The sequence below is a fragment of the Mangrovimonas spongiae genome (assembly GCF_003944795.1).
Taxonomy (GTDB): domain Bacteria; phylum Bacteroidota; class Bacteroidia; order Flavobacteriales; family Flavobacteriaceae; genus Mangrovimonas; species Mangrovimonas spongiae.
On sequence record NZ_RWBG01000001.1, the window covers coordinates 810,330 to 832,927 of the forward strand.

The following is a 22,598-nucleotide window of genomic DNA, read 5'->3' on the forward strand; positions in this document are numbered from 1 at the left end:
TACTTCGTAAATTTGCTGCGATTTTTTGAGAACTAATATCAAAATTAAACCTATGTCAAACGACATTAAGATTAAAAAAGGTCTGGACATCAACCTAGTTGGTGAGGCTGAAAAGACTACTGAAAATGCCATAGTTAGTAATTCCTATACTATCAGACCTGAAGATTTCCACGGCATAACTCCAAAACTTATCGCAAAAGAAGGCACCAAGGTAAAAGCTGGCGAAACTGTATTTTACAACAAAGATGTTGAAGATATGAAGTTTGTGTCTCCTGTTGCAGGTGAAGTTGTTGAGGTAGAGCGTGGTGCAAGAAGACGAATCATGGCTATTAAAATCCAAGCCGATAAAGAACAAACTGTGTTAGATCACGGGAAGTTTGATATTGCCAAGGCCAATGCCGAAAGTATTAAGGCACATTTAATGGCTTCTGGATGTTGGGTTTTTATTAAACAACGTCCATACGATGTAATTGCCAATCCAACAAAAACACCTAAAGCTATTTTTATTTCTGGTTATGCTTCGGCACCTTTAGCTGCAGATTACGACTATGTACTGCAAGGAAAAGAAGCCGAAATGCAAGCAGCTATCGATGCTTTAGCGAAATTAACAGACGGTAAAATTCATGTTAGTGTTGGTAAAAATGCTAATTCACCTTTGGCTGGGTTAAATGGTATTACATTACATAAAGTGTCTGGGCCGCATCCATCAGGAAATGTGGGGACGCAAATAAATAAAATAGATCCTATAAACAAAGGCGAAACGGTTTGGACTATCAACCCGCAAGATTTAATCATTATAGGTGAATTATTGTTAACAGGTAAATTTAATGCAGAACGTATGGTAGCTATGGTAGGTTCTGAAGTTAAAAAACCACGTTACTTTAAAACCAAAATAGGTAGCGAAGTTTCTACAATGATTTATGATAACGGTATCGAAAAAGATGCTAATGCAAGAATTATTTCTGGAAATGTTTTAACAGGAACACAAATTAAACCAGATGGTGCTTTAGGATACTACAACAATACGTTAAGTGTTATTCCAGAAGGCGATGATTACGAGTTGTTTGGTTGGAATAAACCTGTTTTTGATAAAATATCAACCTCTAGAGCCATGACATTTTCTTGGTTAAACCCAAAGAAAAAGTACGATTTAAACACAAATACTAACGGTGAACACAGAGCTTTTGTGGTAACAGGAAACTACGAAGAGGTTTTCCCATTAGATATTTACCCAATGCAAATTCTAAAAGCATGTATGTATAAAGATCTAGATGAAATGGAAGCTTTAGGTATGTACGAAGTCGCTCCTGAAGATTTTGCGCTTACAGAATTTATTTGTGTGTCTAAACAACCACATCAAAAAATTATTAGAGAAGGTCTAGACATAATGATTAAAGAAATTGGTTAATCGTTCATTTTAATCTTTAGAATGAAAAACTTTAAATAAATGAGTTTAAAAAGTAATTTACATAAACTAAAAGAAAAGTATAAAGGTACCAAGATGGCGCCTGCGTTTAACGCGCTTCATACGTTTTTATACTTGCCTAACGAAACCACTCACGGTGGGACGCATATTAAAGCAGCAGACGATTTAAAGCGTACTATGAATACCGTGATTATGGCATTAGTTCCATGCTTAATTTTTGGAATGTTTAATGCCGGATATCAACATCATTTAGCTTTAGGAGACATAGAAGCTGCCAACGGATTTTTCGGAGCCACATTTTGGACTTGGGATAACTTAGTAGTAGGACTATGGAAAGTATTACCATTAGTTATAGTGTCTTACGGTGTTGGTTTAGCTATCGAATTTTTATTCGCTGTAATTAAAGGACACGAAGTAGAAGAAGGGTATTTAGTAACAGGAATGTTAGTGCCATTAATCGTACCAGTAGATTTACCACTTTGGATGCTTGCTGTAGCAGTAGCTTTTGGTGTTGTAATAGGGAAAGAAGTCTTTGGTGGAACAGGAATGAATATTCTTAACCCAGCTTTAACGATTCGTGCATTTTTATTCTTCGCGTATCCAACATGGATGTCTGGAGATAAAGTTTGGGTTCACGGTGCAAAAGAACGCGCTAGCGAAATTGCAGCAGGAGCCAATGTCGATGCCATTTCTGGTGAAACTATTTTAGGTAGTTTGGCTCAAGGAAAAGGAACTATGAGTCATGATTGGTTAGATATGTTCTTCGGAATAATTCCAGGCTCAGTTGGAGAAACATCAACCATCTTAATTCTGCTAGGCGGTTTATTCTTAATTTTTACCAAAATAGGAAGCTGGAGAATTATGCTATCATCGGTAATAGGTGCTTTAGTAATGGGCTTAATTTTTAACGGTGTTGTAGATGCTGGTTGGATAACAGAAAGCAGTAAATTTTATGGGTTAATGAATACAGAATTCTGGCACCACTTATTAATTGGTGGATTTGCATTTGGAGCTGTATTTATGGCAACCGATCCAGTAACCGCTTCACAAACCAATAAAGGAAAATGGATTTACGGATTCTTAATCGGGTTTATCTCTATTTTAATTCGCGTGTTTAATCCAGCATACCCAGAAGGTGTTATGTTAGCCATCTTATTGATGAATGTATTTGCACCAACTATAGATCACTACGTGGTACAAGGTAATGTGAAGAAAAGAATGAAACGTTTAAAAGCAAAAACAGCTTAAAATGAGTAATAAAACAGATAGCAACGTATATACCGTATTATTTGCCATAGGAATGGTAATTGTAGTAGGTGCCTTGTTAGCCTTTACAGCAGCATCGCTTAAACCTACAATTACAAAAAATGTAGAGTTGGAAAAACAACAGAACATTTTATACGCTATGGGTGTAAATGAAAACGACGAAAGTAGCGCTAATTTTGTGTCTACCGATGTCGCTCCAGAATTATTTAACAAGTACATCACCAAGCAAATTGTCATTCAAGATGGTAAGGTTACAGAAAACGATGAAGCTTACTTAATCGACATAAAAAAAGAAAAAGCAAAAGCCAAAGGCGACGCTTCTAAAAGAAGATTACCATTATTTATTGGGGAAAAAGACGGTCAGACGTTTTATATTGCTCCAATACGCGGAAAAGGGCTTTGGGATGCTGTTTGGGCATACATAGCTATGGATGAAAACATGGTGATTCAAGGCGCGTATTTCGATCATAAAGGAGAAACACCAGGTTTAGGTGCTAATATTAAAGAACGTTACTTTATGGACGACTTTATTGGTGAGCATTTATTAGATAGCGAGGGCAATTTTAAAGGTGTTGATATCTCTAAAAGCAATGCCGATCCATTAAATAAAGACAAAACTGATAATGAAGTAGATGCTATCGCTGGAGCAACCATTACAGGTGATGGCGTTTCAGCAATGATTAAAAGCGATTTGTCTTTGTATGTGCCTTATTTTAAAAACTTAAATAACTAATCTTATGGGATTACTTTCTAAAAAAGACGCAAAATTAATTACAGACCCGTTAGCAGATAACAACCCAATTACTATTCAGGTGTTAGGAATCTGTTCGGCCTTGGCTATTACGGCACAATTAAAGGCTTCTATAGTAATGTCTTTATCTGTATTGTTTGTAATGGGAGTAGGTAACGTGGTTATTTCATTAATCCGTAACATTATTCCATCAAAGATTAGAATTATTGTTCAATTAACTGTAGTAGCAGCTTTAGTAATTATTGTAGATCAAGTACTAAAAGCCTATGCGTATTCTTTAAGTAAAGAACTTTCGGTATTTATTGGATTAATTATTACCAACTGTATTATTATGGGACGCTTTGAAGCCTTTGCCTTAGGTAATGGCCCATGGAAATCGTTCTTAGATGGTATAGGTAATGCTTTGGGTTATGCTGTAATTCTAGTAATAGTAGGATTCTTTAGAGAGCTGTTAGGTTCTGGTACGTTACTAGGGTTTAAAGTTTTAGGAGATCCAATTGAAAAAACAGGCGTTTATGCTATAGGTTACGAAAATAATGGCTTTATGCTATTATCGCCAATGGCTTTAATTGTTGTAGGAATCATTATTTGGGTACAACGTAGTAGAAACAAAGATTTAATAGAAGACTAAAATTGGCTTGTCATTCTGAACTTGATTCAGAATCTCATCAAAATATAGAATATGGAACATTTAGAATTATTTTTCAAATCAATTTTTATAGATAACATGGTATTTGCCACCTTCTTAGGAATGTGTTCTTACCTAGCCGTATCTAAAAAAGTAAGCACAGCCGTTGGTCTTGGTGCTGCCGTAATATTTGTATTAGCAGTAACCGTACCTGTAAACTGGTTATTAGATCAATACATCTTACAACCAGGAGCATTACAATGGTTAGGCGCAGAATATGCCGATTACGATTTAAGTTTCCTATCGTTTATCATGTTTATTGCAACTATTGCAACCATGGTACAATTAGTAGAAATTGTGGTAGAAAAATTCTCACCATCATTATATAACTCTTTAGGTATCTTTTTACCACTTATTGCTGTAAACTGTGCCATCCTTGGTGGATCGCTATTTATGCAATCTAGAGAAATAGAAACTATTGGGTTAGCGTTTAATTATGGTATTTCTTCAGGTATTGGTTGGTTCCTAGCTATTTTAGCTATTGCTGCCATTCGTGAAAAAATACGTTATTCAAACGTTCCTGCACCGTTAAGAGGTTTAGGAATTACCTTTATTATTACTGGTTTAATGGCGATTGGATTTATGAGTTTTGGAGGCATGTTAACTGGTGGCGATGATGAAGGTAAAAAACAACCTGAAGAAACTGCAAAAGTTGAAAAGGTTAACAAAAAAGAAAACAAATTAGCTGAAAACACCACTACAATAAACGAGTAACATGATATTAGCAGCAGGTACATTAGGAACAATTTTAGCAACCGTAGCCGCTTTTTTAGTGGTCACCTTACTATTGGTGGGCTTGTTATTATTCGTAAAACAAAAACTTTCTCCATCTGGTCCAGTAACCATAAAAATTAATGGCGAAAAAGAAGTTGAAGTAGCTTCTGGAGGAACCTTATTATCTACTTTAGGTAACCAAAAAATCTTTTTACCATCAGCTTGTGGTGGTGGTGGAACATGTATTCAATGTGAATGCCACGTATTAGAAGGAGGAGGCGAAGCACTTCCAACTGAAACACCTCACTTTACACGTAAAGAGTTACAACACGGTGCGCGTTTAGCTTGCCAAGTAAAAGTAAAGCAGGATATGGAAATTACCATACCTGAAGAAGTTTTCGGAATTAAAAAATGGGAAGCCGAAGTGGTTCGTAATTACAACGTAGCTTCCTTTATTAAAGAGTTTGTTGTTCGTATTCCAGAAGATATGAACTATAAAGCTGGTGGGTATATTCAAATTGAAATCCCGCCATGTACTATCAATTATAAAGATATTGATATTACAGCACACCCAGAAGAGCATGAAACACCAGATAAATTTCAAGCAGAATGGGATAAGTTTGGTCTTTGGCCATTAGTTATGAAAAACGACGAAGTTGTTGAGCGTGCTTATTCTATGGCTTCTTACCCAGCTGAAGGTCGGGATATTATGCTTAACGTACGTATTGCTACGCCGCCATGGGATAGAAACAAAAATGGTTGGATGGATGTTAACCCTGGAGTAGCATCGTCTTACATTTTTGCTCAAAAACCTGGTGATAAAGTAACTATTTCTGGACCTTACGGTGAATTCTTCATCAACGAGTCTGATGCAGAAATGCTTTATGTTGGTGGTGGAGCAGGTATGGCACCAATGCGTTCGCACTTATACCACTTATTTAAAACCTTAAAAACAGGTAGAAAAGTAACGTATTGGTATGGAGGACGTTCTAAAAGAGAGCTATTCTATATTGAACACTTTAGAGAATTAGAAAGAGACTTCCCTAACTTTAAATTCTATATGGCATTATCTGAACCATTAGAAGAAGATAACTGGAAAGTAAAAGAAAATATTGATGCACCAGGCGATGGCTTTGTAGGATTTATTCACAATTGTGTAATCGATAACTACTTAAATCATCATGACGCACCAGAAGATATTGAGTTATATTTCTGTGGCCCACCGTTAATGAACAAGGCGGTAGAGAAAATGGGACAAGATTTTGGTATCCCAGATGAAAACATTCGATTTGATGATTTTGGTGGATAAACCAAAATAGTATATAATAAAAAGCCAACTTATTTTGAGTTGGCTTTTTTTATTTAATGAGATTAGGGGTACAATAGTGTTTAGCAAGAACTTATTTGGCCATCATTATTCTTCTAATTTGTTTTGCCTTCACTAAGAAGTAACTTGCGGATGTTTCTAAAGAGTTTAATCATTTTTATCTAAAGTTTGAAGGGTTTTTATGAGCGCTTCCGTTTTTTGGGAAACTTCCTCATAAATCATAATTCTTGAGCTAGAAAAGTCCAACTTTGAATTTAGTAAATTGTCAAAAACTGTGATAAACTCAACATCGTCCATAGCGTCCCAAGTTTTAGATTTGAATTTGTCATTAATTCCAAAAAAATTATACTTTTCCGGTCTTGTAGCCAAAAGATTTTGAGCATGGACATTATGTAGATAATCTGCTAGGTATATTTCTATAATATCGTTATACTCTTCCTGTATTGCTGTAAGTTCTAGCATTAACTCTTGTACTTGTTTAGGATATAATTGTATTTCGCTCGATGCCTGTAAAGCTTTTAAGGTATTGTTGTTGTAGTTTTTTTTATTGTCTATTACCATATTAAATTCATATCGGGCAATCTGTTTCATGGTGTCTATGGTTGCACTTTTTGACTTTAATCTTTCATGAAAACCTTTTAAGACTTCCATTTGTTTCTTAAGAAATTCTGTGTTCTTTCTAAAATCTGTAGTGTCTTGCTTTAGTTCTTTTAAAAGAGACTTGGTGTAAGCACCTCTTTTATTTAAACCCTTTCTGTGTTCATTCCAGTTATTGATTTGAAGCGCTATTAAAATACCAATAACAACAAGCACAATTTCGCCAATGGCGTATAATAAATATTTAGAAAATCGATTCTCTTTAAGAAGCTGTTGTCTTAAACGACGAAAAAAAGTTAGCATATACTCAACAGTTTTTTGAGTAGATGAAGTTGTTGGTTTGGGAGGTGTTAACTATTTGAAAACCAAAATATCTAAAAAAGGAATCAATAAGTTATCCTAAAAGTAATAAAAAAATTAAGTAGGCCTAAAATATGTTGTAGTTTTGTATTATGAGCAAACCACTAACAGAGCAAGAATTACACAATTTAGCTATGAATCATGTAGGCAAAGATCTCGAATCTAGAGGTTTTGAGTTTATTACCGTAAATAGTCAGCTTAAAAAGCATCCGCAGTTTGTGTGTATCGATAAAAAAAGTCAGTATTATTTTGTTATAGTTAAAGCAGTTATGTTGCCTAACAATCCTAATAATTACGATGTTGTTTGGATGGAAACCTTTAAAAAACATGCGCGCGATAAAGACGCCAAAGTATTGTATGCTGGCGTAGGTTTAGGAAATCCTAACGGCCAAGAATTGCCTGTATACTTAAACGAAGAATATTTAATTGAATACAATGGTATTCAAGTTATAGATATGAATTTAAATTAATGAGAAAATTAGGTTTTATACTTGTATTATTGGTTCTTGTTTCTTGTAAGAAACAACCAAAAAATACTAAAATTTCTGGTTCTGTTTTCGGAACCTCGTATTCGGTGATTTATAATAACGAAACTAATTATAAACCACAATTTGATAGCTTATTTAGAGTGATTAATCAGTCGATGTCTACCTATATTTCAGACTCTAAAATATCGAAAATAAACCGTAATGAAACCGTAGATGTAGATCCTCATTTTACAACTGTTTTTAAACGCTCGAAAGAGATTTATCGTTTTACCGAAGGCGCTTTCGATCCAACCATTGGTGCTGTGGTTAATGCTTGGAATTTTGGCCCTAAAGGAAACATAAAACAGCTAGATAGTTTAAAAATTGATAGCCTAATGCAATCGGTGGGATTTAATAAAATGGGATTGGTTAATGGGCAAATTCAAAAACGCAAAGGAGCTTTTATCGATTTTAATGCGATAGCTAAAGGGTATAGTGTAGATGTTATAGGTAACTTTCTGGAAGATAAAGGTGTACAAAATTATTTGGTTGAAATAGGAGGTGAAATTCGTTGTAAAGGGATTAACATGGAAAAAGAATCACCTTGGAAGGTTGGGGTAGAAAAGCCCCATTTTGATGGCACACAATCCATTTTAAAAGCGATTACATTACAAGATGCTGCCATGGCAACTTCTGGAACGTATAGAAAGTTTAAAACCGATGAACATGGTAACAGGTACTCTCATATTATAGATACTAAAACAGGCTATCCTAGTAAAACCAATTTGTTAAGTATTTCGGTTATTGCAGGCGATTGCATGACTGCTGATGCTTATGCAACAGCTTTTAAAACGATGGGTGTTAAAAAGGTGAAAGATTTCCTCGTTTCACATAAAGAGTTGAAAGTGCTCTTGATTTTTGAAAATGATAAAGGCGAATTTGAAACCTTAAATATTAATGGGTTTCCAGATAAATAGCTAGGTTTTTTTCTTAACCACAGGTATTATTTCACCTTCTGCCAAACGGTATTTATCAATTTCTAAAGATGTAATGGTTGCAGTATAATCCACTTCTTCAACAGTGAAACCAATGCTCCGAAGTTTATTAAAATAATCTCGTCCGTAAATCCTAACGTGATCGTATTGCCCAAATATTCTAGCACGTTCTTTTTTGTCGGTTATACTATCGTCTTCAAAAGTAACTTCTCTATTTAAATCCTGTGGAATTTGGAATATACCCCAGCCGCCAGGTTTCATTACTCGATATAACTCTTTCATAGCTTTAGTATCGTTAGGTATGTGTTCTAAAACATGATTGCATAAAATAACATCGTAACTATTATCCTTAAAAGGTAAGTTGCAAATATCAGCTTTTACGTCGGCTAATGGCGAATTTAAATCGGTTGTTGTATAGTCTAAGTTTTTAAGGTTTTTAAAACGTTTGTAAAAAGCCTGTTCTGGAGCAAAATGCAAAACCTTGAGCTTATCGTTAAAAAAGGTAGTGTTGTTTTTTAAATACAGCCAAAGTAAGCGGTGGCGTTCTAAAGACAATGTAGATGGCGACAATACATTAGGGCGTTGTTTGCCGTACCCATAAGGTAAAAAGGTTTTAAAACTTTTGTTGTCGATAGGGTCGGTGTAATTATCACCTTTTAAAGCCAAAGCTACAATGGGGCGTGCTACATAACTAAGCCTAATTAAAATAGGTCTAGGAATACTATTTAGTAGTATTTTAAAAAGCTTTTTCAATACGTTTTTTCAACTTCAGTGTTTGAAACAATTAAATTATGAATACCATCCCAAAGTTTAATGCGCTGGTTTAATGCGGCTTTTGCTGTCTCTAATACCTCTGTCCATTTTTGATTATCGGTACCACATAATTCTTCAACCATTTTTAATGATAGTGGTCCATGCTCATCACCATCTAATTCAATATGGCGGTTAAGGTAATAGGTTAATTTACTGTAACTGTCGTCTTTTGTTTTAGACTGATTAATAATTTGAAAAAACATATCAGGAATCACATCTTCACGACCAAAAGTAAATGCCGAGGCTATTTTGTGAGGCTCTTGTGTGTTGATAACCTGAAATGTAAAGGCAATAAAATTTGCGGTGTTACTTTCTATATTAACCGTTTCTAAAGCGTTGTTTAACGACTGTCCTTCGGAAATAAGTTTGGTAAATAGCGTAATGTTTTCAGTATTTGCACCTATTTGCTGCATGGCATCTAAATACATTTCGTAATGACTTTTAGGTTCTCCTAATTCATTAAGATCACTTTCTTCACCTAAAACAATTTCGTTAATAAACCTTGCTGTTGCTGGATTTTTGACAGGAACCCAAGGCAGTGTAGTACATGTTAATTTGTTTTGTAATGCTTTTAAAAGCGACATAAAATCCCAAACAGCAAAAGCATGCTGTTCCATAAAGTGTTTAATGTCGTCTAAAGAGGATAATGCACTATAAAGCTTATGGTTGTTTAGTTGTTTTCTTAAAGGGGCAAGTTCCTTTTCTATAAATGGAATGTTATAGTCCATGTTTTATAGTGATAAAGCTTTTTGTCTAAACTCATCTTCTTCATTACTTTCAATACCTAGAGCATCGTATACATAGGCAAAGGTTGAAAGAATTTCTGGTTTACCATCAATTATAGCAACGTCATGTTCAAAGTGCGCGCTTGGCTTACCATCGCGAGTTACAATAGTCCAACCGTCTTTTAGCTGTTTTATTTTTTGAGTGCCAAGATTAATCATAGGTTCGATAGCTACAACTTGTCCTTCTAAGAATTTTTTGCCACGACCACGTTTTCCATAGTTTGGCATTTCTGGATCTTCATGCATTTTTTTTCCTAATCCGTGACCCACAAGCTCTCTTACAACACCATAGCCTTGATCTTCACAATACTTTTGAATAGCATAGCCTACGTCACCAACACGGTTTCCTAGCTTAAATTCTCTAATTCCAACGTATAGTGATTCTTTAGTGGTTTGAAGTAGTTTCTTGGTTTCTGGAGCAACGTCACCAATTTCAAAGGTGTAAGCATGATCGCCATAAAAGTCATTCATTATAGCTCCACAATCAATAGAAACAATATCACCTTCTTCTAAAGGTCTATCGGTAGGAAGACCATGAACGACAGCTTCGTTAACACTACAAAGTAGTGTTGACGGGCAATCGTACAACCCTAAAAACCCTGGAATAGCGCCTTGCGATCTTATAAAGTCTTCGGCTAATTTGTCTAATTGATTAGTGGTTACGCCAGGTTTTACTTCTTTGGCTAACATACCTAATGTTTTAGACACGACCAAAGCACTTTGACGCATTAATTCTATTTCTTCTCTTGTTTTTACTATAATCATACTCTTAAAATATGTGCAAAGATACTTAAAAATATACGAGTTAAATTATTATGTTGTAATATGATTTTTGACAGTTTTTATTACAACTATTATTCTGAAATTTGCACTAACAAAACACTAATATTATGTACACACCTGTTACAGCAGAAAAAGCATTGGAAATTGTAAAATCTAATGATAAAGTTTATTTACAAGCAGCAGCTGCTGCTCCTCAAGTTTTAATTAACGCCTTAACTAATCGCCATAAAGAGCTACGAAATGTAGAAATTTGCCAACTACATACCGAAGGCGATGCACCTTATGCTAATCCAGAGTTACGCGATAGTTTTCATGTTAATTCCTTTTTTATAGGTAAAAATGTGCGTCATACTTTAAAAGCTGGTAACGGATCGTACACCCCAGTTTTTTTAAGTGAGTTACCATTACTTTTTAAACGTAATATTATTGATTTGCAAGTAGCTTTAATACACGTATCTGTACCAGACAGACACGGGTATTGTTCGTTAGGCGTATCGGTTGAAGCGACGTTAGCGGCTATTGAAAATGCTAATTATGTTATTGCCCAAGTTAACAAGCAAATGCCAAGAACTCATGGTGCCGGGATAATCCATGTTTCAGAAATAGATGCTTTTGTAGAATGCGATGAACCGCTACCAGAGCACACGATGTCTAGCCCAACTGAAACAGAGCAAATAATTGGCGATTATGTGGCTAGTTTAATAGAAGATAAAAGTACCCTGCAAATGGGGATAGGAAGTATTCCTAACGCGGTCTTGTCAAGATTAACAAACCATAAAGATTTAGGGTTGCATACCGAAATGTTTTCAGATGGGGTGATTGACTTAATTTTAAAAGATGTTATTAACGGGAATTACAAAAGTATTAATAGAGGACGTGCGTTGAGTACTTTTTTAATGGGATCTAAGCGTTTATATGATTATGTAGATGATAACCCTTTTATAGAAATGCGTGCCTCAAATTATACTAATGATGTGTCTATTATAAAACAAAACCCTAGAATGGTTGCGATTAACTCGGCTATAGAGGTTGATGTTACTGGACAAGTTTGTGCCGACTCTATAGGGTCTAATATGTATTCTGGTGTTGGTGGCCAAATGGATTTTATTCGTGGAGCTTCTTTAAGTGAGGGCGGAAAAGCCATTATAGCATTACCATCTATTACTAAAAAAGGTATTAGTAGGATTGTACCATCGTTAAAGCCTGGAGCAGGTGTAGTTACCACACGGTCGCATGTACATTATGTAGTTACCGAATATGGTATTGCAAATTTATATGGTAAAACCATTCAAGAACGTGTTAAGGCATTAGTTAATATTGCGCATCCCGACCATAGAGAAGAGATTGATAAAGCCTATTTTAATATGATTAAATAACCTAAGATTTTAAAAAACCAAAGAGTCCTTTTTTACGACGTTTAGGAATATTGGGTGTTTCCTTGGTAATAGTCTGGTAAACTTCACCCCAGCCAATAAAGCCTCCAATATTTCTATCGTCTATAAAAAGATCAGCGTGAATTTTTCTACTCCTCTTACCATCAAGTTTTTCTTCAGGAAAACTCTTGTTTACAGCGTAGAAAGTAATTCCATTTTCCTTACAAAAAGCAACAGCTTCTTCTAATCTAATACCACTTCTGTAGGTCCATAAGATAAGTCTGTGTCCATCCTGCTGAAGTCGTTTTAAGGTTTCAAAGGCAAAAAGCTTAGGTTTTCCTATTTTAGGATAGGCATCGTCTACTATGGTACCATCAAAATCAACAGCAATAATTAACTTATCTTGAAAATTCATACATCTTGTCTGTTATTAATAATATAGTAAAAAAGTTAGACTAAGCTATGTTGTGTCATTGTTTTAGGTTGTTCAATACCTAAAAGATGAAGAATAGTAGGCGCAATATCTCCTAAAATACCATCTTTAATAGGTAATTTGTCTTTGTCTATTAAAATAACAGGAACAGGGTTTGTGGTGTGCGATGTGTTTGGCGATCCATCTGGATTAACCATCGTTTCGCAATTACCATGATCTGCAATTAAAATAGTTGTGTAATTGTTGTCTAAAGCCGTTGTTACCACATCCTTTACACACTCGTCTACCGCTTCACAGGCTTTTATGGCAGCTTCCATAACACCTGTATGACCAACCATATCACCATTTGCAAAATTTAAACACACAAAATCGGTGTCTCCTTTTTGTAGTTCTGGAATTAACGCATCGCGTAGTTCGTAGGCGCTCATTTCTGGTTGTAAATCGTAAGTTGCTACTTTGGGCGAATTTCGTAAAATTCGGGTTTCTCCTTTAAAAGGGGTTTCGCGACCTCCAGAAAAGAAAAAGGTAACATGTGGATACTTTTCGGTCTCCGCTATTCTAATTTGTGTTTTATTATTTTTCTCAAGTACTTCTCCTAAAGTTTCTTTTAGATTTTCTTTATCAAACACCACATGAATGTCTTTAAAGGAATCGTCGTAGTTAGTCATGGTTACATAATGCAAATCGAGCTTATGCATGTTTTGTTCATGGAAATCTTTTTGACATAACGCTTGGGTTAATTGGCGACCTCTATCAGTTCTAAAATTGAAGAAAATAACAACGTCACCATTCTTAATTGTTGCAATAGGACTATCGTTGTTATCTGTCATGACGATGGGTTTTATAAATTCATCTGTGACATCATTTTCATAACTTTGATCGATAGATTTCAACACATCTTTTGATGTTGAACCATTGCCGTTTACTAAGGCATCGTAAGCTAGTTTAACGCGTTCCCAACGGTTGTCTCTATCCATAGCATAGTAACGACCTGTTACCGTTGCTAGTTGGGTATTGGTGTTTTCTATATGTTGTTCTAATTCTGTAATAAAACCATAACCCGATTTAGGGTCAACATCGCGACCATCTGTAAAGGCATGAACATAAGAGTTTGCAACACCATATTGATTGGCAGCATCTATTAACCCCAACAAATGATTAATATGCGAATGAACGCCACCATCGCTAACTAGTCCTAAAAAGTGAACAGGTTTATTGTTTGTTTTTGCGTATTCAAAAGCGTTTTTAATGGCAGTTTCATCACCTAAGGTATTGTTTTTAACAGCTAGGTTAATTTTAACAAGATCTTGATAAACAATACGTCCCGCACCTAAATTCATATGACCAACTTCGCTATTTCCCATTTGGCCTTCAGGTAGGCCAACATGCAACCCATCGGTCCTTAAATTGGCATTAGGGTAATCTTTATATAATGAATCTATAAAAGGGGTGTTGGCATTGTCTATAGCAGAAACTTTTGGGTCTGGAGATTTTCCCCAACCATCCAAAATCATTAAAATTACTTTCTTATTCATGTTACTTGCTTTAAGTTATCAAAGATAAAAGTTTATAAGTTCTAACTTAAAAATCATACTATAAAATAAAAATGATTAATCAAGTTTTATGCTTTTTTTGTCTGTAAGTTAATTAATAATAGGGTTTTATTAAGGTGTTAACATATTTGTTCGCAGAACGTTAAATATATGTTATAAGATTTTTTTTGTGTAACAGATTGAAAAAATAGTCGTCTCTTTAGTGTAATCAAAAATCAATCAATTAATTTAAATTCTTTCATCATGAAAAAAACAACAGTCATTTTAGCACTTGCATTAGGAGTATCTTTTGGATATACTCATGCAAACAACGATCTTAATCCTTCAAGTACTATTGAAGTTATCTCATCACCATCTATTAGTCCTTTTTGTACATCTGTTGCAAAAGGCGATATAGTTACTGTTAAAAAACTTATTGAACTTGGCGTAGATGTAAACGAAAAGTCAAATGGTATGACACCAGCTATGTATGCAGCAAGGTATAATAGGGTAGAAATTTTAGAGCTTTTAATTAAAGAAGGTGCTGATTTAAAGTCTAAATGTAAGAAAGGGCATACGGCTTTAAAGTATGCAGAACTTTCTAATGCTAAAGAAGCACAAGCGTTAATTAAAAGCACATTAAAGAAGAAGTAAACAGTAGTTTATTTTCAAGTTGGTTAGTTAGTTAAAAAGGTCTCTACTCTAGAGACCTTTTTTTAGTTTTTATATTTTTCTATGGCTTCTAGAATATGTTCAATTCTATTTTCAGGATCTGGATGTGTACTTTGAAATTCAGGAACACGGTTAGGGCCTGCTGCAGTTTTTAAAATTTCCATCACTCCAATCATTTCTTTAGGGTTATAACCAGCTTTTATCATAAACTTAACGCCTAAATCATCACTTTCTAATTCATCATCACGGCCATTAGCTAATAACGTATTTTGACCAATAGATTGTACAAACCCACCCATATCGGCACCCACAGAAGCTCCCATAGTAATGGTTTTCCAAAAATTAGATTCGCTTATACGTTCGTTAGAATGTTTTCCTAAAACGTGTCCTATTTCATGACCTAATACGCCAGCTAATTGATCTTCATTTTCAAGTTTAGAAAATAATGCATACGTAATAAAAACCTGCCCGCCAGGCAAAGCAAAAGCATTTATCGTATTTGGGTCTGCTAGTAAATGAAAGTCGTACTTATAAGGAGTTTCATTAGCAATGCTACTATTAACAAGTTTCATCCCTACTTGATCTACAAAGGCTTGATATTCTTTGTTTGGATATAACCCGCCATGTTGTTGTGCCATTTGAGGGGCGCTTTCTAAACCAATGGCAATTTCCTGATCTGGAGAAAGCGTAATGGTTTGTGTGCGTCCTGTGTATGGATTAACTTCTTGTTGGCTACATTTCCTAAGGTAAGCAAACGCTACTATAGCAACCCCAATTAATAACCTTATTTTAAAGTTTTTACTTCGCATGGTAGTAGATGATTAGAAACTTAAATTTACTAAAGTAATTTTTAAAATGTTAGTTTATTTTTCTAAACATGGTAAAATGATTTCCGATAAGAGGTATAGAAAATGGTTCGCCTAAAACTTGAAATTGGTTTCTTTTGTAAAAAGAAAGAGCTATTTCTCTAGCATTACACCATACAATTTCACAATGTAATTCAGTTAGTTTTTTAATGCTAGCATCAATAAGGTATTTGCCTAAACCTTGTCCTTGATAGGGTTTTAAAATAGCCATCCCCCTTAATTGATATTGGGATCTTTCTTGTATTTGCTTATTAGAGTTACGCATAAGGCTAACCACGCCAATAAGTTGCTCTTGATGAAAAAGCCCTAAATGATATGTGGTGTCTAAATTATCACCTTCAAAAACACAGTCGGTTATTGGTCGCCCTGGTCGTAAAACAGGATGTCTAACATCATAAGTGTCTTTTGCTGAAATGATTTTTATAGAATAGGTGTTATCCAATATTAAAAAGTAATAAAAAGATTAATAGGTTTAATTTGCTAAAAAAAGATTTTTGCTACAATAAATCTTTAACTATATTTGCATCCACGATTGCGGGAGTAGCTCAGTTGGTAGAGCGTCAGCCTTCCAAGCTGAATGTCGCCGGTTCGAACCCGGTCTCCCGCTCAAAAAAGCTTCACTTTTATAGTGAAGCTTTTTTATTTTAAATTACTTAGGTTTGTACCTGTTTCAACTTCATAAGGTGGTTTGTTATACTCGAAAATCCGTGCTTGTAATTCACCTTTTAGTATAATTGTTTTATCTGCAATTTCTAGCCAACTCCCTTCACGTAAGCCTACAACGGGTTGTGTGTTAAACTTATGAAACTCTTTTAGTCGTGTTTCACGAGTTTCTCCCATATGTTTGCTGTTGGGTAATGGATCTAGGTAATGCGGATTAATATTAAACGACACCAGCCCAAGTGTTTTAAAACTTGGCGGATATACTATGGGCATATCGTTTGTGGTATTCATAGTAAGCCCTCCAATATTGCTTCCTGCACTCGTGCCAAAATATTTTGTGCCGTTAAGTATACTGTTTTTTAAGGGGGTAATAATATTGTTTTTATAAAGTTGTTGTACCAATAAAAAGGTGTTGCCACCACCCGTAAAAATGGCTTTAGCATTACTTATAGCTTCTACTGGGTTGTCAAATTGATGTAATCCAATAATGGTTCTATTTATTTTTTTAAAAGCTTCTTGTGCTTTTTTTGTATATTCATTATGCGTAATGCCACCTGGTCTAGCGTAAGGTATAAAAATAATGTCTTCTATATCATTAAAAAAGATGTCAAGTTCTGGTAAAATATAATCTAAATAGTCACTGCCATGAATGGTTGATGTACTTGCAAGAATAATATGTTTCATAATGTAGCTTTTTGTAAAAGTAATTAAAGCTATCATTTAACAAAAGTTTATTAAACCCTTCCGAAGACATTAAGATATGAAGTTCTTACTTTATACCAGCTAAAAACCAATGATTTTGAAACACATATTACTTTTTACATTTTTGTTACTTACCGCATTAGTGTTTTCTCAAAACAGTAGAATAGAGATAGAGGGTGTTATTGTATCTAATCATAACGATGTAGAAGGTGTTACCGTTTATAATTTAACCACACAAAAAGGTACAATAACAAAAGCCAATGGTCATTTTTCTTTGCAGGTAGCAGAACATGATATATTAGAAATATCGGCATTGCAGTTTCTTCCACAAACCGTTAGAGTGACAAAGCAAACCATAGAAACAGGTATATTAAGAATTTTGCTAACGGAAAAAGTAAATAGTTTAGATGAAGTTCTTGTGTTCTCGTCAGATTTAACAGGATTGTTAGATGTAGATGTAGAGAATGTAGAAGAGATTGAAGTCAATCCTTTAGCAAACATGTCTTTGGGCGATATTAAGAATATGAATTTTGAAATAGACCATTTAACCAAAGTCGATAATCAACTTATGAAGCAAGGGCAGTTTTACAACGGGGTAGATTTTGCCGCTTTATTAAGTTTATTTTTTAAACGAAAAAAGAAACCAATAAAAAACTATCGTACCTATGAGCCTAAAAAAATAAGCTACCCTAAAGACATTTCTAATAAATACTCCAACCAATTTATAGCCAATCAATTTGGTGTTCCCAAAGACGAAGTAGAAGCTTTTTACGCATTTTGTTATAGAAAGGGGTTTGATGACACATTATTATTACCCAAAAATGAAGTGTATTTACTAGAGTATTTTTCGAAGATGAGCCAAAAATATGTATCCGAAAATAACACCGTTGGAAAAGACTAAGCCGCTCGTTTTTTTAAGTTGTTTTTTCTCAGTTTTATGTTCTTTCGCACAAGGCATAGAGCTTAAAGGAAAACTTGTTTCAAATTTAAATGTGGAGAATATTCATATTATAAATCAAACATCACATACATTTTCGGTAGCCAATAAATTTGGTGAGTTTGTAATTCCAGCTCGTAAAAACGATACTTTAAAAATCACCTCAATTCAACATAAACCTAAAGAAATTGTTGTTACAGAATCTATATATACAGAACGCTTTGTTGAGGTTTTTTTAGAGCCTTTAACATATGATTTAGACGCTGTAACCGTTGGTAAAATACTAACAGGTGATTTGCTAAAAGATGTAGAACGTGTAGAAGGACAACCCGTAACGGCAAAAATGTTAGGTATTCCTAGTTATCAAGGCAAGCCACTTACGCATAACGAAAGAGTGTTGAATGAAGCGACAACAGGAGGAGGAATAATTCCGTTAAATCCTATTTTAAATGGAATTTCAGGAAGAACCAAAAAGCTAAAAAAACGCGTAACATTAGAACGTCGCGACGAACTCCTTAGAAAAGTAAGAGAACGGTTGGAAGACGAGTTTTTTCAAATGGCATCGTTAAAAAAAGCCTCAAGAACCGATTTTTTCTATTTTTGTGCCGAAGATCCAAACTTTACAGCACGTTGTAAAAACACAAACGATTTAGAAATTTTAACCTTTTTGCAGGAAAAACTTCAGCAATACAAAAGAAATTTAAAACAGTAAACACGTTATTTGGAACGTTTTTTGACCACGTAATTATAACGTTTCAAAACTTGAATATGAAAACATACATTAAATACATAAGTTTACCATTGCTGTTCGTTTTTTTAGCTTTTGGAATGCACAAATACTATGTAAGTGTTACCCAAATAGAATACGTAAAAGAACAATCATCAGTACAAATAATTACCCGCATTTTTATCGACGATTTAGAAAACGTACTAAAAAAGCGTTATGATGAAAATATTATTTTAAAATATAAAGATGAATCTGGAAAAGTAAACGATTACATAGCGCGTTACCTAAAAAGCAAAATAAGTATTAAAATTAATGGTGAAGAACAAATTATAAACTTTATAGGAAAAGAGTACGATGTCGATATTGCTATCTGTTATCTTGAAATAGAAGGGATTAAGAATATAAAAACCTTCGAGATTTCTAATGAGGTTTTATTTGATATGTTTAAAGAACAGAAAAACGTTATACGAACAAACATTAATTCTAAAAATAAGAGTTTTATACTTATAAAAGAAAATGATAAAGCTATGTTAAACTTTAACGAAAAACCATAGCTAAATCTTGAAAAATCACTACTTTTCCAAATCAATTTTTTTTACTAACAAACTTTCAAAAATGAAGATTTTTAAGAGCTTATTCCTCTCAATTATGTTTTTGTCGGCAGCTACTTTTGCCCAAGAACAGGAAGCCCAGGAAATAAAACAAGGGCACACAAATAATAACAAGTTTAAACAAATGTACGATGAGTTTTCCACACCAAACATGTATCGTGCAGCTTCTGGTGCTCCAGGTCATGCGTATTACCAACAACAAGCAGACTATAAAATGGATATCGAGTTAGACGATAAAAACGCTCGACTTTATGGTAATGAAACCATTACCTATACCAATAACTCACCAGATCAATTAAACTATTTATGGGTGCAATTAGATCAAAACATGAGAGCGAAAGACTCTAAAACGCCACTTATTGAAGGTAGCGGTGTTGCCCCAGCAAATCAAGCATCTTCATTTGCAAATAATTATATGACCGAACCTTTTGATGGTGGTTTTAACATTCAAGAAGTAAAAGCAGATGGTAAAAATTTACCACACATGATTAACAGAACTATGATGCGTGTTGAGCTTCCAGAACCATTAGAATCTGGAGATAGTTTTGAGTTCTCAATTAAATGGTGGTATAACATTAACGACCACGTTAATGGTCGTGGACGTTCTGGGTATGAATATTTTCCAGAAGACGGTAATAGAGCTTATGTAATTGCGCAGTTTTACCCAAGAATGGCGGTCTATAACGACGTTGAAGGATGGCAGAATTCTCAATTCTGGGGTCGCGATGAATTTGCATTACCATTTGGTAATTTTGAAGTAAATATTACTGTTCCTGCAGATCATATATTAGATGCTACAGGGAAGTTAACCAACCGTAAAGAAGTCTTCTCAAAAGACATGATGAAACGTTACGAAAAGGCTAAAAAATCTTATGACGAACCTGTTCTAATTGTAACTCAAGACGAAGCAGAAAAAGCAGAAAAAGGATTTTCAAACGATACAAAAACATGGAAGTTCTATGCCGAAAATGTTCGTGATTATGGTTTTGCGACATCACGTAAGTTTATCTGGGATATGATGGCCGTTAAAATAGGTAATAAAGATGCTATGGCGGTGTCTTTATACCCAAAAGAAGGAAATCCACTATGGGAAGAATGGTCTACAAAAGCGGTTGCAAGTACGTTAAAATCGTATTCAAGAATGACCTTTGATTATCCATACCATAAAGCCATTTCTGTGCATGCCAAAAATCAAGGTATGGAATATCCTATGATTTGCTGGAATTATGGCCGTCCAGATAAAGACGGTAATTATAGCGACAGAACAAAATACGGCATGATGAGTGTTATTATACATGAAGTTGGGCATAACTTTTTCCCAATGATTGTGAATAGCGATGAGCGTCAATGGACCTGGATGGACGAAGGCTTAAACACCTTTGTACAATATGTAGCAGAGCAAGATTTTGGTAAATGGTATCCAGATGCTTTATCAGAAGGACACGATACGTATCCGTCACGTCGTGGGCCAGCAGCCAAAATTGTCCCTTACATGGGCGGCGATCAAAATTATATCGCACCAATTATGACCAAAGGACTTAATACCTATCAATTTGGAAACAATGCCTACGGAAAGCCAGCAACAGCATTAAATATTTTGCGCGAAACGGTTATGGGTGAAGAATTATTCGATTACGCTTTTAGAGAGTATTCACAACGTTGGATGTTTAAACACCCAACACCAGAAGATTTCTTTAGAACCATGGAAGATGCTTCGGCATTCGATTTAGATTGGTTTTGGAGAGGTTGGTTCTATACAACAGATTGGGTAGATATAGGAGTAAAAGACGTTAAAAAATATTATGTGTCTTCAGAGCCTAACGAATATGTGAAAAATATTGTTAAGCAACGTGGTATGAAAATGAGCGATTTACCACCTTTAGTATATATGGTGGAAGATGGTAGCGAGGAATATAAGGAAAGTATGAAAGACCAAGATTTAATGGATATTCCTACAGTTAAGGAGTATGTTATGGATAACTTTTCTGAAGAAGAACAAAGAAACATCAAGCAGCCTAAGTACTTCTATAATGTAACATTTGAAAAACCAGGAGGTTTAGTCATGCCAATAATTGTAGAATATTCATATGCCGATGGCACTTCAAAAACCGAGCATTATCCAGCACAAATATGGCGTTATAACGATAATGAGGTAAGTAAAGCTATAGCATCAGACAAAGAGATTATAGGGATAACGGTTGATCCTAATTTAGAAACAGCCGATGTAGATACCGCAAACAATTCTTGGCCTAAACAAGAGCAACAAAGTGCTTTTGATAAGTTTAAAGAAAAAGTAAAAGATTAAATAAATTTTTAAAAGCCGATTTTTTTAAATCGGCTTTTTTATTCTGTTATAATAGCAACACTTACTATATTTGCATTGTGATACAAGAAGCAACATTTTTATTTATTGGAACTACAGAGGTGGTCTTTATCCTTTTTATTGTAGTTATGGTCTTTGGTGCCGATAAAATTCCAGAGATCGCCAAAGGTATGGGAAAAGGTTTACGAATGCTTCGTGATGCTTCAAACGATATAAAATCTGAAATTACCAAAAGTGCCGAAAAAAACGGTATTGATACTAGTATTACGAAAGATGTTCAAGACGAACTCAACAAAGTAAAAGACGATCTTGAAGATTTTACAGGTTCTGTAAGACGAAAGATGTAACCATAAATTACGCTAAACTTTCCAAAGCATAAAGCAGTCTATTTTCAGCATTAGCTTGCGAGCCAAAAATAGAGCGATACAGTATATTATTTTTATCTATAATTAACCATTGTGGTGTGCCTTCACTATTAAAAGCATCATAAATACTATGATTTTCATCCAAATAAATAGGGAAAGGTAACTCTTTAGTGGTGAAAATACTTTTTATGTCCTCTTCAGTGGTTTTCTCATTATTAAAATTAGAATGAATACCAATTACGGTTATATTAGGAAACATGTTTTGAAGCTTGTAAGCTAACGGTATAGCACGTCCTGTACAGCCCAAACATTGATTGTTGTAGAGTAAAAGCAACAAGTTTTGCTCTTGATAAGCAGAAAGAAGATCTATACTAGTATGTTCAAAATCTTGAACAATAATGGAATTAATTTTAGATGTCATG

The 22,598-nt window shown here is 34.5% G+C and carries 25 protein-coding genes and 1 tRNA gene; 16 read left to right on the forward strand and 10 right to left on the reverse strand.

Features of this window, described 5'->3' with window-relative positions; all coding sequences use genetic code 11:
• The first annotated feature begins 52 nt into the window (after positions 1 to 52).
• The 6 genes from EJA19_RS03675 to nqrF are packed head-to-tail and all read left to right on the forward strand — an operon-like array spanning position 53 to position 6,154.
• Entirely contained in the window at positions 53 to 1,408 is a 1,356-nt protein-coding gene (locus EJA19_RS03675) for a Na(+)-translocating NADH-quinone reductase subunit A (RefSeq protein WP_125466979.1), read from the forward strand.
• Positions 1,409 to 1,447: 39 nt separating this feature from the next.
• A complete protein-coding gene (locus tag EJA19_RS03680) occupies positions 1,448 to 2,674 on the forward strand; it encodes an NADH:ubiquinone reductase (Na(+)-transporting) subunit B (RefSeq protein WP_125466980.1) in 1,227 nt (408 codons plus the stop codon).
• A gap of 1 nt (position 2,675) precedes the next feature.
• The gene (locus EJA19_RS03685) at positions 2,676 to 3,425 is read left to right on the forward strand and encodes a Na(+)-translocating NADH-quinone reductase subunit C (RefSeq protein ID WP_125466981.1); all 750 of its coding nucleotides are present in this window, start codon (positions 2,676 to 2,678) and stop codon (positions 3,423 to 3,425) included.
• Positions 3,426 to 3,429: 4 nt separating this feature from the next.
• The gene (locus EJA19_RS03690) at positions 3,430 to 4,074 is read left to right on the forward strand and encodes an NADH:ubiquinone reductase (Na(+)-transporting) subunit D (RefSeq protein ID WP_125466982.1); all 645 of its coding nucleotides are present in this window, start codon (positions 3,430 to 3,432) and stop codon (positions 4,072 to 4,074) included.
• A 51-nt stretch (positions 4,075 to 4,125) separates the two neighbouring features.
• Positions 4,126 to 4,845 carry an NADH:ubiquinone reductase (Na(+)-transporting) subunit E gene (nqrE, locus tag EJA19_RS03695; RefSeq protein ID WP_125466983.1) on the forward strand — a complete coding sequence of 240 codons (720 nt, stop codon included), beginning with the start codon at positions 4,126 to 4,128 and terminating at the stop codon, positions 4,843 to 4,845.
• Position 4,846: 1 nt separating this feature from the next.
• Positions 4,847 to 6,154: an NADH:ubiquinone reductase (Na(+)-transporting) subunit F gene (gene nqrF, locus EJA19_RS03700; protein ID WP_125466984.1), complete on the forward strand. Its 1,308-nt coding sequence runs from the start codon at positions 4,847 to 4,849 to the stop codon at positions 6,152 to 6,154.
• Positions 6,155 to 6,319: 165 nt separating this feature from the next.
• On the opposite strand, the gene EJA19_RS03705 is transcribed toward nqrF, so the two are convergent.
• The gene (locus EJA19_RS03705) at positions 6,320 to 7,072 is read right to left on the reverse strand and encodes a DUF6090 family protein (protein ID WP_125466985.1); all 753 of its coding nucleotides are present in this window, start codon (positions 7,070 to 7,072) and stop codon (positions 6,320 to 6,322) included.
• A 149-nt stretch (positions 7,073 to 7,221) separates the two neighbouring features.
• Between EJA19_RS03705 and EJA19_RS03710 the strand changes: the two genes are divergently transcribed.
• Positions 7,222 to 7,599 (forward strand): Na(+)-translocating NADH-quinone reductase subunit F, encoded by a 378-nt coding sequence (locus EJA19_RS03710; protein WP_125466986.1) that lies wholly within the window; start codon positions 7,222 to 7,224, stop codon positions 7,597 to 7,599.
• The gene (locus EJA19_RS03715) at positions 7,599 to 8,573 is read left to right on the forward strand and encodes an FAD:protein FMN transferase (RefSeq protein ID WP_125466987.1); all 975 of its coding nucleotides are present in this window, start codon (positions 7,599 to 7,601) and stop codon (positions 8,571 to 8,573) included. Before EJA19_RS03710 ends, EJA19_RS03715 begins: the two co-directional genes overlap by 1 nt.
• On the opposite strand, the gene EJA19_RS03720 is transcribed toward EJA19_RS03715, so the two are convergent.
• From EJA19_RS03720 to map, 3 genes are read right to left on the reverse strand one after another with little or no spacing between them, the layout of a single operon-like run.
• Entirely contained in the window at positions 8,574 to 9,344 is a 771-nt protein-coding gene (locus EJA19_RS03720; RefSeq protein ID WP_125466988.1) for a class I SAM-dependent methyltransferase, read from the reverse strand.
• Entirely contained in the window at positions 9,341 to 10,132 is a 792-nt protein-coding gene (locus tag EJA19_RS03725; protein WP_125466989.1) for a DUF3050 domain-containing protein, read from the reverse strand. The genes EJA19_RS03720 and EJA19_RS03725 overlap by 4 nt, the downstream gene beginning before the upstream one ends.
• Positions 10,133 to 10,135: 3 nt before the next feature.
• Positions 10,136 to 10,954 carry a type I methionyl aminopeptidase gene (gene map / locus EJA19_RS03730; RefSeq protein WP_125466990.1) on the reverse strand — a complete coding sequence of 273 codons (819 nt, stop codon included), beginning with the start codon at positions 10,952 to 10,954 and terminating at the stop codon, positions 10,136 to 10,138.
• 125 nt (positions 10,955 to 11,079) lie between these two features.
• On the opposite strand from map, the gene EJA19_RS03735 reads away from it, so the two are divergent.
• Entirely contained in the window at positions 11,080 to 12,348 is a 1,269-nt protein-coding gene (locus tag EJA19_RS03735; protein ID WP_125466991.1) for an acetyl-CoA hydrolase/transferase family protein, read from the forward strand.
• Between the two features lies 1 nt (position 12,349).
• Here the strand turns inward: EJA19_RS03735 and EJA19_RS03740 are convergent, their stop codons facing one another.
• Positions 12,350 to 12,760 carry a BT0820 family HAD-type phosphatase gene (locus EJA19_RS03740; protein ID WP_125466992.1) on the reverse strand — a complete coding sequence of 137 codons (411 nt, stop codon included), beginning with the start codon at positions 12,758 to 12,760 and terminating at the stop codon, positions 12,350 to 12,352.
• Between the two features lie 35 nt (positions 12,761 to 12,795).
• The gene (gene gpmI, locus EJA19_RS03745) at positions 12,796 to 14,313 is read right to left on the reverse strand and encodes a 2,3-bisphosphoglycerate-independent phosphoglycerate mutase (RefSeq protein ID WP_125466993.1); all 1,518 of its coding nucleotides are present in this window, start codon (positions 14,311 to 14,313) and stop codon (positions 12,796 to 12,798) included.
• A 261-nt stretch (positions 14,314 to 14,574) separates the two neighbouring features.
• Between gpmI and EJA19_RS03750 the strand changes: the two genes are divergently transcribed.
• Complete coding sequence (locus tag EJA19_RS03750; protein ID WP_125466994.1) at positions 14,575 to 14,964, forward strand: ankyrin repeat domain-containing protein; 390 nt, start codon at positions 14,575 to 14,577, stop codon at positions 14,962 to 14,964.
• A gap of 62 nt (positions 14,965 to 15,026) precedes the next feature.
• On the opposite strand, the gene EJA19_RS03755 is transcribed toward EJA19_RS03750, so the two are convergent.
• Complete coding sequence (locus tag EJA19_RS03755) at positions 15,027 to 15,791, reverse strand: M48 family metalloprotease (protein ID WP_125466995.1); 765 nt, start codon at positions 15,789 to 15,791, stop codon at positions 15,027 to 15,029.
• Positions 15,792 to 15,840: 49 nt separating this feature from the next.
• Positions 15,841 to 16,290 (reverse strand): GNAT family N-acetyltransferase, encoded by a 450-nt coding sequence (locus EJA19_RS03760; RefSeq protein ID WP_240640201.1) that lies wholly within the window; start codon positions 16,288 to 16,290, stop codon positions 15,841 to 15,843.
• Between the two features lie 92 nt (positions 16,291 to 16,382).
• On the opposite strand from EJA19_RS03760, the gene EJA19_RS03765 reads away from it, so the two are divergent.
• Positions 16,383 to 16,455 (forward strand) — tRNA-Gly (locus EJA19_RS03765).
• 32 nt (positions 16,456 to 16,487) lie between these two features.
• Here EJA19_RS03765 and pepE read toward each other — a convergent pair.
• Positions 16,488 to 17,195: a dipeptidase PepE gene (gene pepE, locus EJA19_RS03770; protein ID WP_125466997.1), complete on the reverse strand. Its 708-nt coding sequence runs from the start codon at positions 17,193 to 17,195 to the stop codon at positions 16,488 to 16,490.
• A 115-nt stretch (positions 17,196 to 17,310) separates the two neighbouring features.
• On the opposite strand from pepE, the gene EJA19_RS03775 reads away from it, so the two are divergent.
• The 5 genes from EJA19_RS03775 (at position 17,311) to EJA19_RS03795 (ending at position 22,158) form a co-directional block, all read left to right on the forward strand.
• Positions 17,311 to 18,114, forward strand: a complete 804-nt coding sequence (locus tag EJA19_RS03775; RefSeq protein ID WP_158611348.1) for a carboxypeptidase-like regulatory domain-containing protein — start codon at positions 17,311 to 17,313, stop codon at positions 18,112 to 18,114.
• A 91-nt stretch (positions 18,115 to 18,205) separates the two neighbouring features.
• A complete protein-coding gene (locus EJA19_RS03780) occupies positions 18,206 to 18,862 on the forward strand; it encodes a hypothetical protein (protein WP_240640202.1) in 657 nt (218 codons plus the stop codon).
• 56 nt (positions 18,863 to 18,918) lie between these two features.
• Positions 18,919 to 19,431, forward strand: coding sequence for a DUF6702 family protein (locus EJA19_RS03785; protein WP_125466999.1), 513 nt, complete (start codon positions 18,919 to 18,921; stop codon positions 19,429 to 19,431).
• A gap of 61 nt (positions 19,432 to 19,492) precedes the next feature.
• Positions 19,493 to 21,793, forward strand: coding sequence for a M1 family metallopeptidase (locus tag EJA19_RS03790; RefSeq protein WP_125467000.1), 2,301 nt, complete (start codon positions 19,493 to 19,495; stop codon positions 21,791 to 21,793).
• 77 nt (positions 21,794 to 21,870) lie between these two features.
• Complete coding sequence (locus EJA19_RS03795) at positions 21,871 to 22,158, forward strand: twin-arginine translocase TatA/TatE family subunit (RefSeq protein WP_125467001.1); 288 nt, start codon at positions 21,871 to 21,873, stop codon at positions 22,156 to 22,158.
• 7 nt (positions 22,159 to 22,165) lie between these two features.
• Here the strand turns inward: EJA19_RS03795 and EJA19_RS03800 are convergent, their stop codons facing one another.
• Positions 22,166 to 22,597, reverse strand: coding sequence for a TlpA family protein disulfide reductase (locus EJA19_RS03800; RefSeq protein ID WP_125467002.1), 432 nt, complete (start codon positions 22,595 to 22,597; stop codon positions 22,166 to 22,168).
• Position 22,598 lies beyond the last annotated feature (1 nt).

Coding starts and splice junctions, on each gene's coding strand:
- EJA19_RS03725 (WP_125466989.1), bottom strand. CDS start 10,132: ATGGACTATAACATTCCATTTATAGAAAAGGAACTTGCCCCTTTAAGA.
- EJA19_RS03710 (WP_125466986.1), top strand. CDS start 7,222: ATGAGCAAACCACTAACAGAGCAAGAATTACACAATTTAGCTATGAAT.
- EJA19_RS03740 (WP_125466992.1), bottom strand. CDS start 12,760: ATGAATTTTCAAGATAAGTTAATTATTGCTGTTGATTTTGATGGTACC.
- EJA19_RS03750 (WP_125466994.1), top strand. CDS start 14,575: ATGAAAAAAACAACAGTCATTTTAGCACTTGCATTAGGAGTATCTTTT.
- map (WP_125466990.1), bottom strand. CDS start 10,954: ATGATTATAGTAAAAACAAGAGAAGAAATAGAATTAATGCGTCAAAGT.
- EJA19_RS03800 (WP_125467002.1), bottom strand. CDS start 22,597: ATGACATCTAAAATTAATTCCATTATTGTTCAAGATTTTGAACATACT.
- EJA19_RS03690 (WP_125466982.1), top strand. CDS start 3,430: ATGGGATTACTTTCTAAAAAAGACGCAAAATTAATTACAGACCCGTTA.
- EJA19_RS03685 (WP_125466981.1), top strand. CDS start 2,676: ATGAGTAATAAAACAGATAGCAACGTATATACCGTATTATTTGCCATA.
- EJA19_RS03705 (WP_125466985.1), bottom strand. CDS start 7,072: ATGCTAACTTTTTTTCGTCGTTTAAGACAACAGCTTCTTAAAGAGAAT.
- EJA19_RS03790 (WP_125467000.1), top strand. CDS start 19,493: ATGAAGATTTTTAAGAGCTTATTCCTCTCAATTATGTTTTTGTCGGCA.
- gpmI (WP_125466993.1), bottom strand. CDS start 14,313: ATGAATAAGAAAGTAATTTTAATGATTTTGGATGGTTGGGGAAAATCT.
- EJA19_RS03675 (WP_125466979.1), top strand. CDS start 53: ATGTCAAACGACATTAAGATTAAAAAAGGTCTGGACATCAACCTAGTT.
- nqrE (WP_125466983.1), top strand. CDS start 4,126: ATGGAACATTTAGAATTATTTTTCAAATCAATTTTTATAGATAACATG.
- EJA19_RS03785 (WP_125466999.1), top strand. CDS start 18,919: ATGAAAACATACATTAAATACATAAGTTTACCATTGCTGTTCGTTTTT.
- pepE (WP_125466997.1), bottom strand. CDS start 17,195: ATGAAACATATTATTCTTGCAAGTACATCAACCATTCATGGCAGTGAC.
- EJA19_RS03755 (WP_125466995.1), bottom strand. CDS start 15,791: ATGCGAAGTAAAAACTTTAAAATAAGGTTATTAATTGGGGTTGCTATA.
- EJA19_RS03715 (WP_125466987.1), top strand. CDS start 7,599: ATGAGAAAATTAGGTTTTATACTTGTATTATTGGTTCTTGTTTCTTGT.
- EJA19_RS03680 (WP_125466980.1), top strand. CDS start 1,448: ATGAGTTTAAAAAGTAATTTACATAAACTAAAAGAAAAGTATAAAGGT.
- EJA19_RS03735 (WP_125466991.1), top strand. CDS start 11,080: ATGTACACACCTGTTACAGCAGAAAAAGCATTGGAAATTGTAAAATCT.
- nqrF (WP_125466984.1), top strand. CDS start 4,847: ATGATATTAGCAGCAGGTACATTAGGAACAATTTTAGCAACCGTAGCC.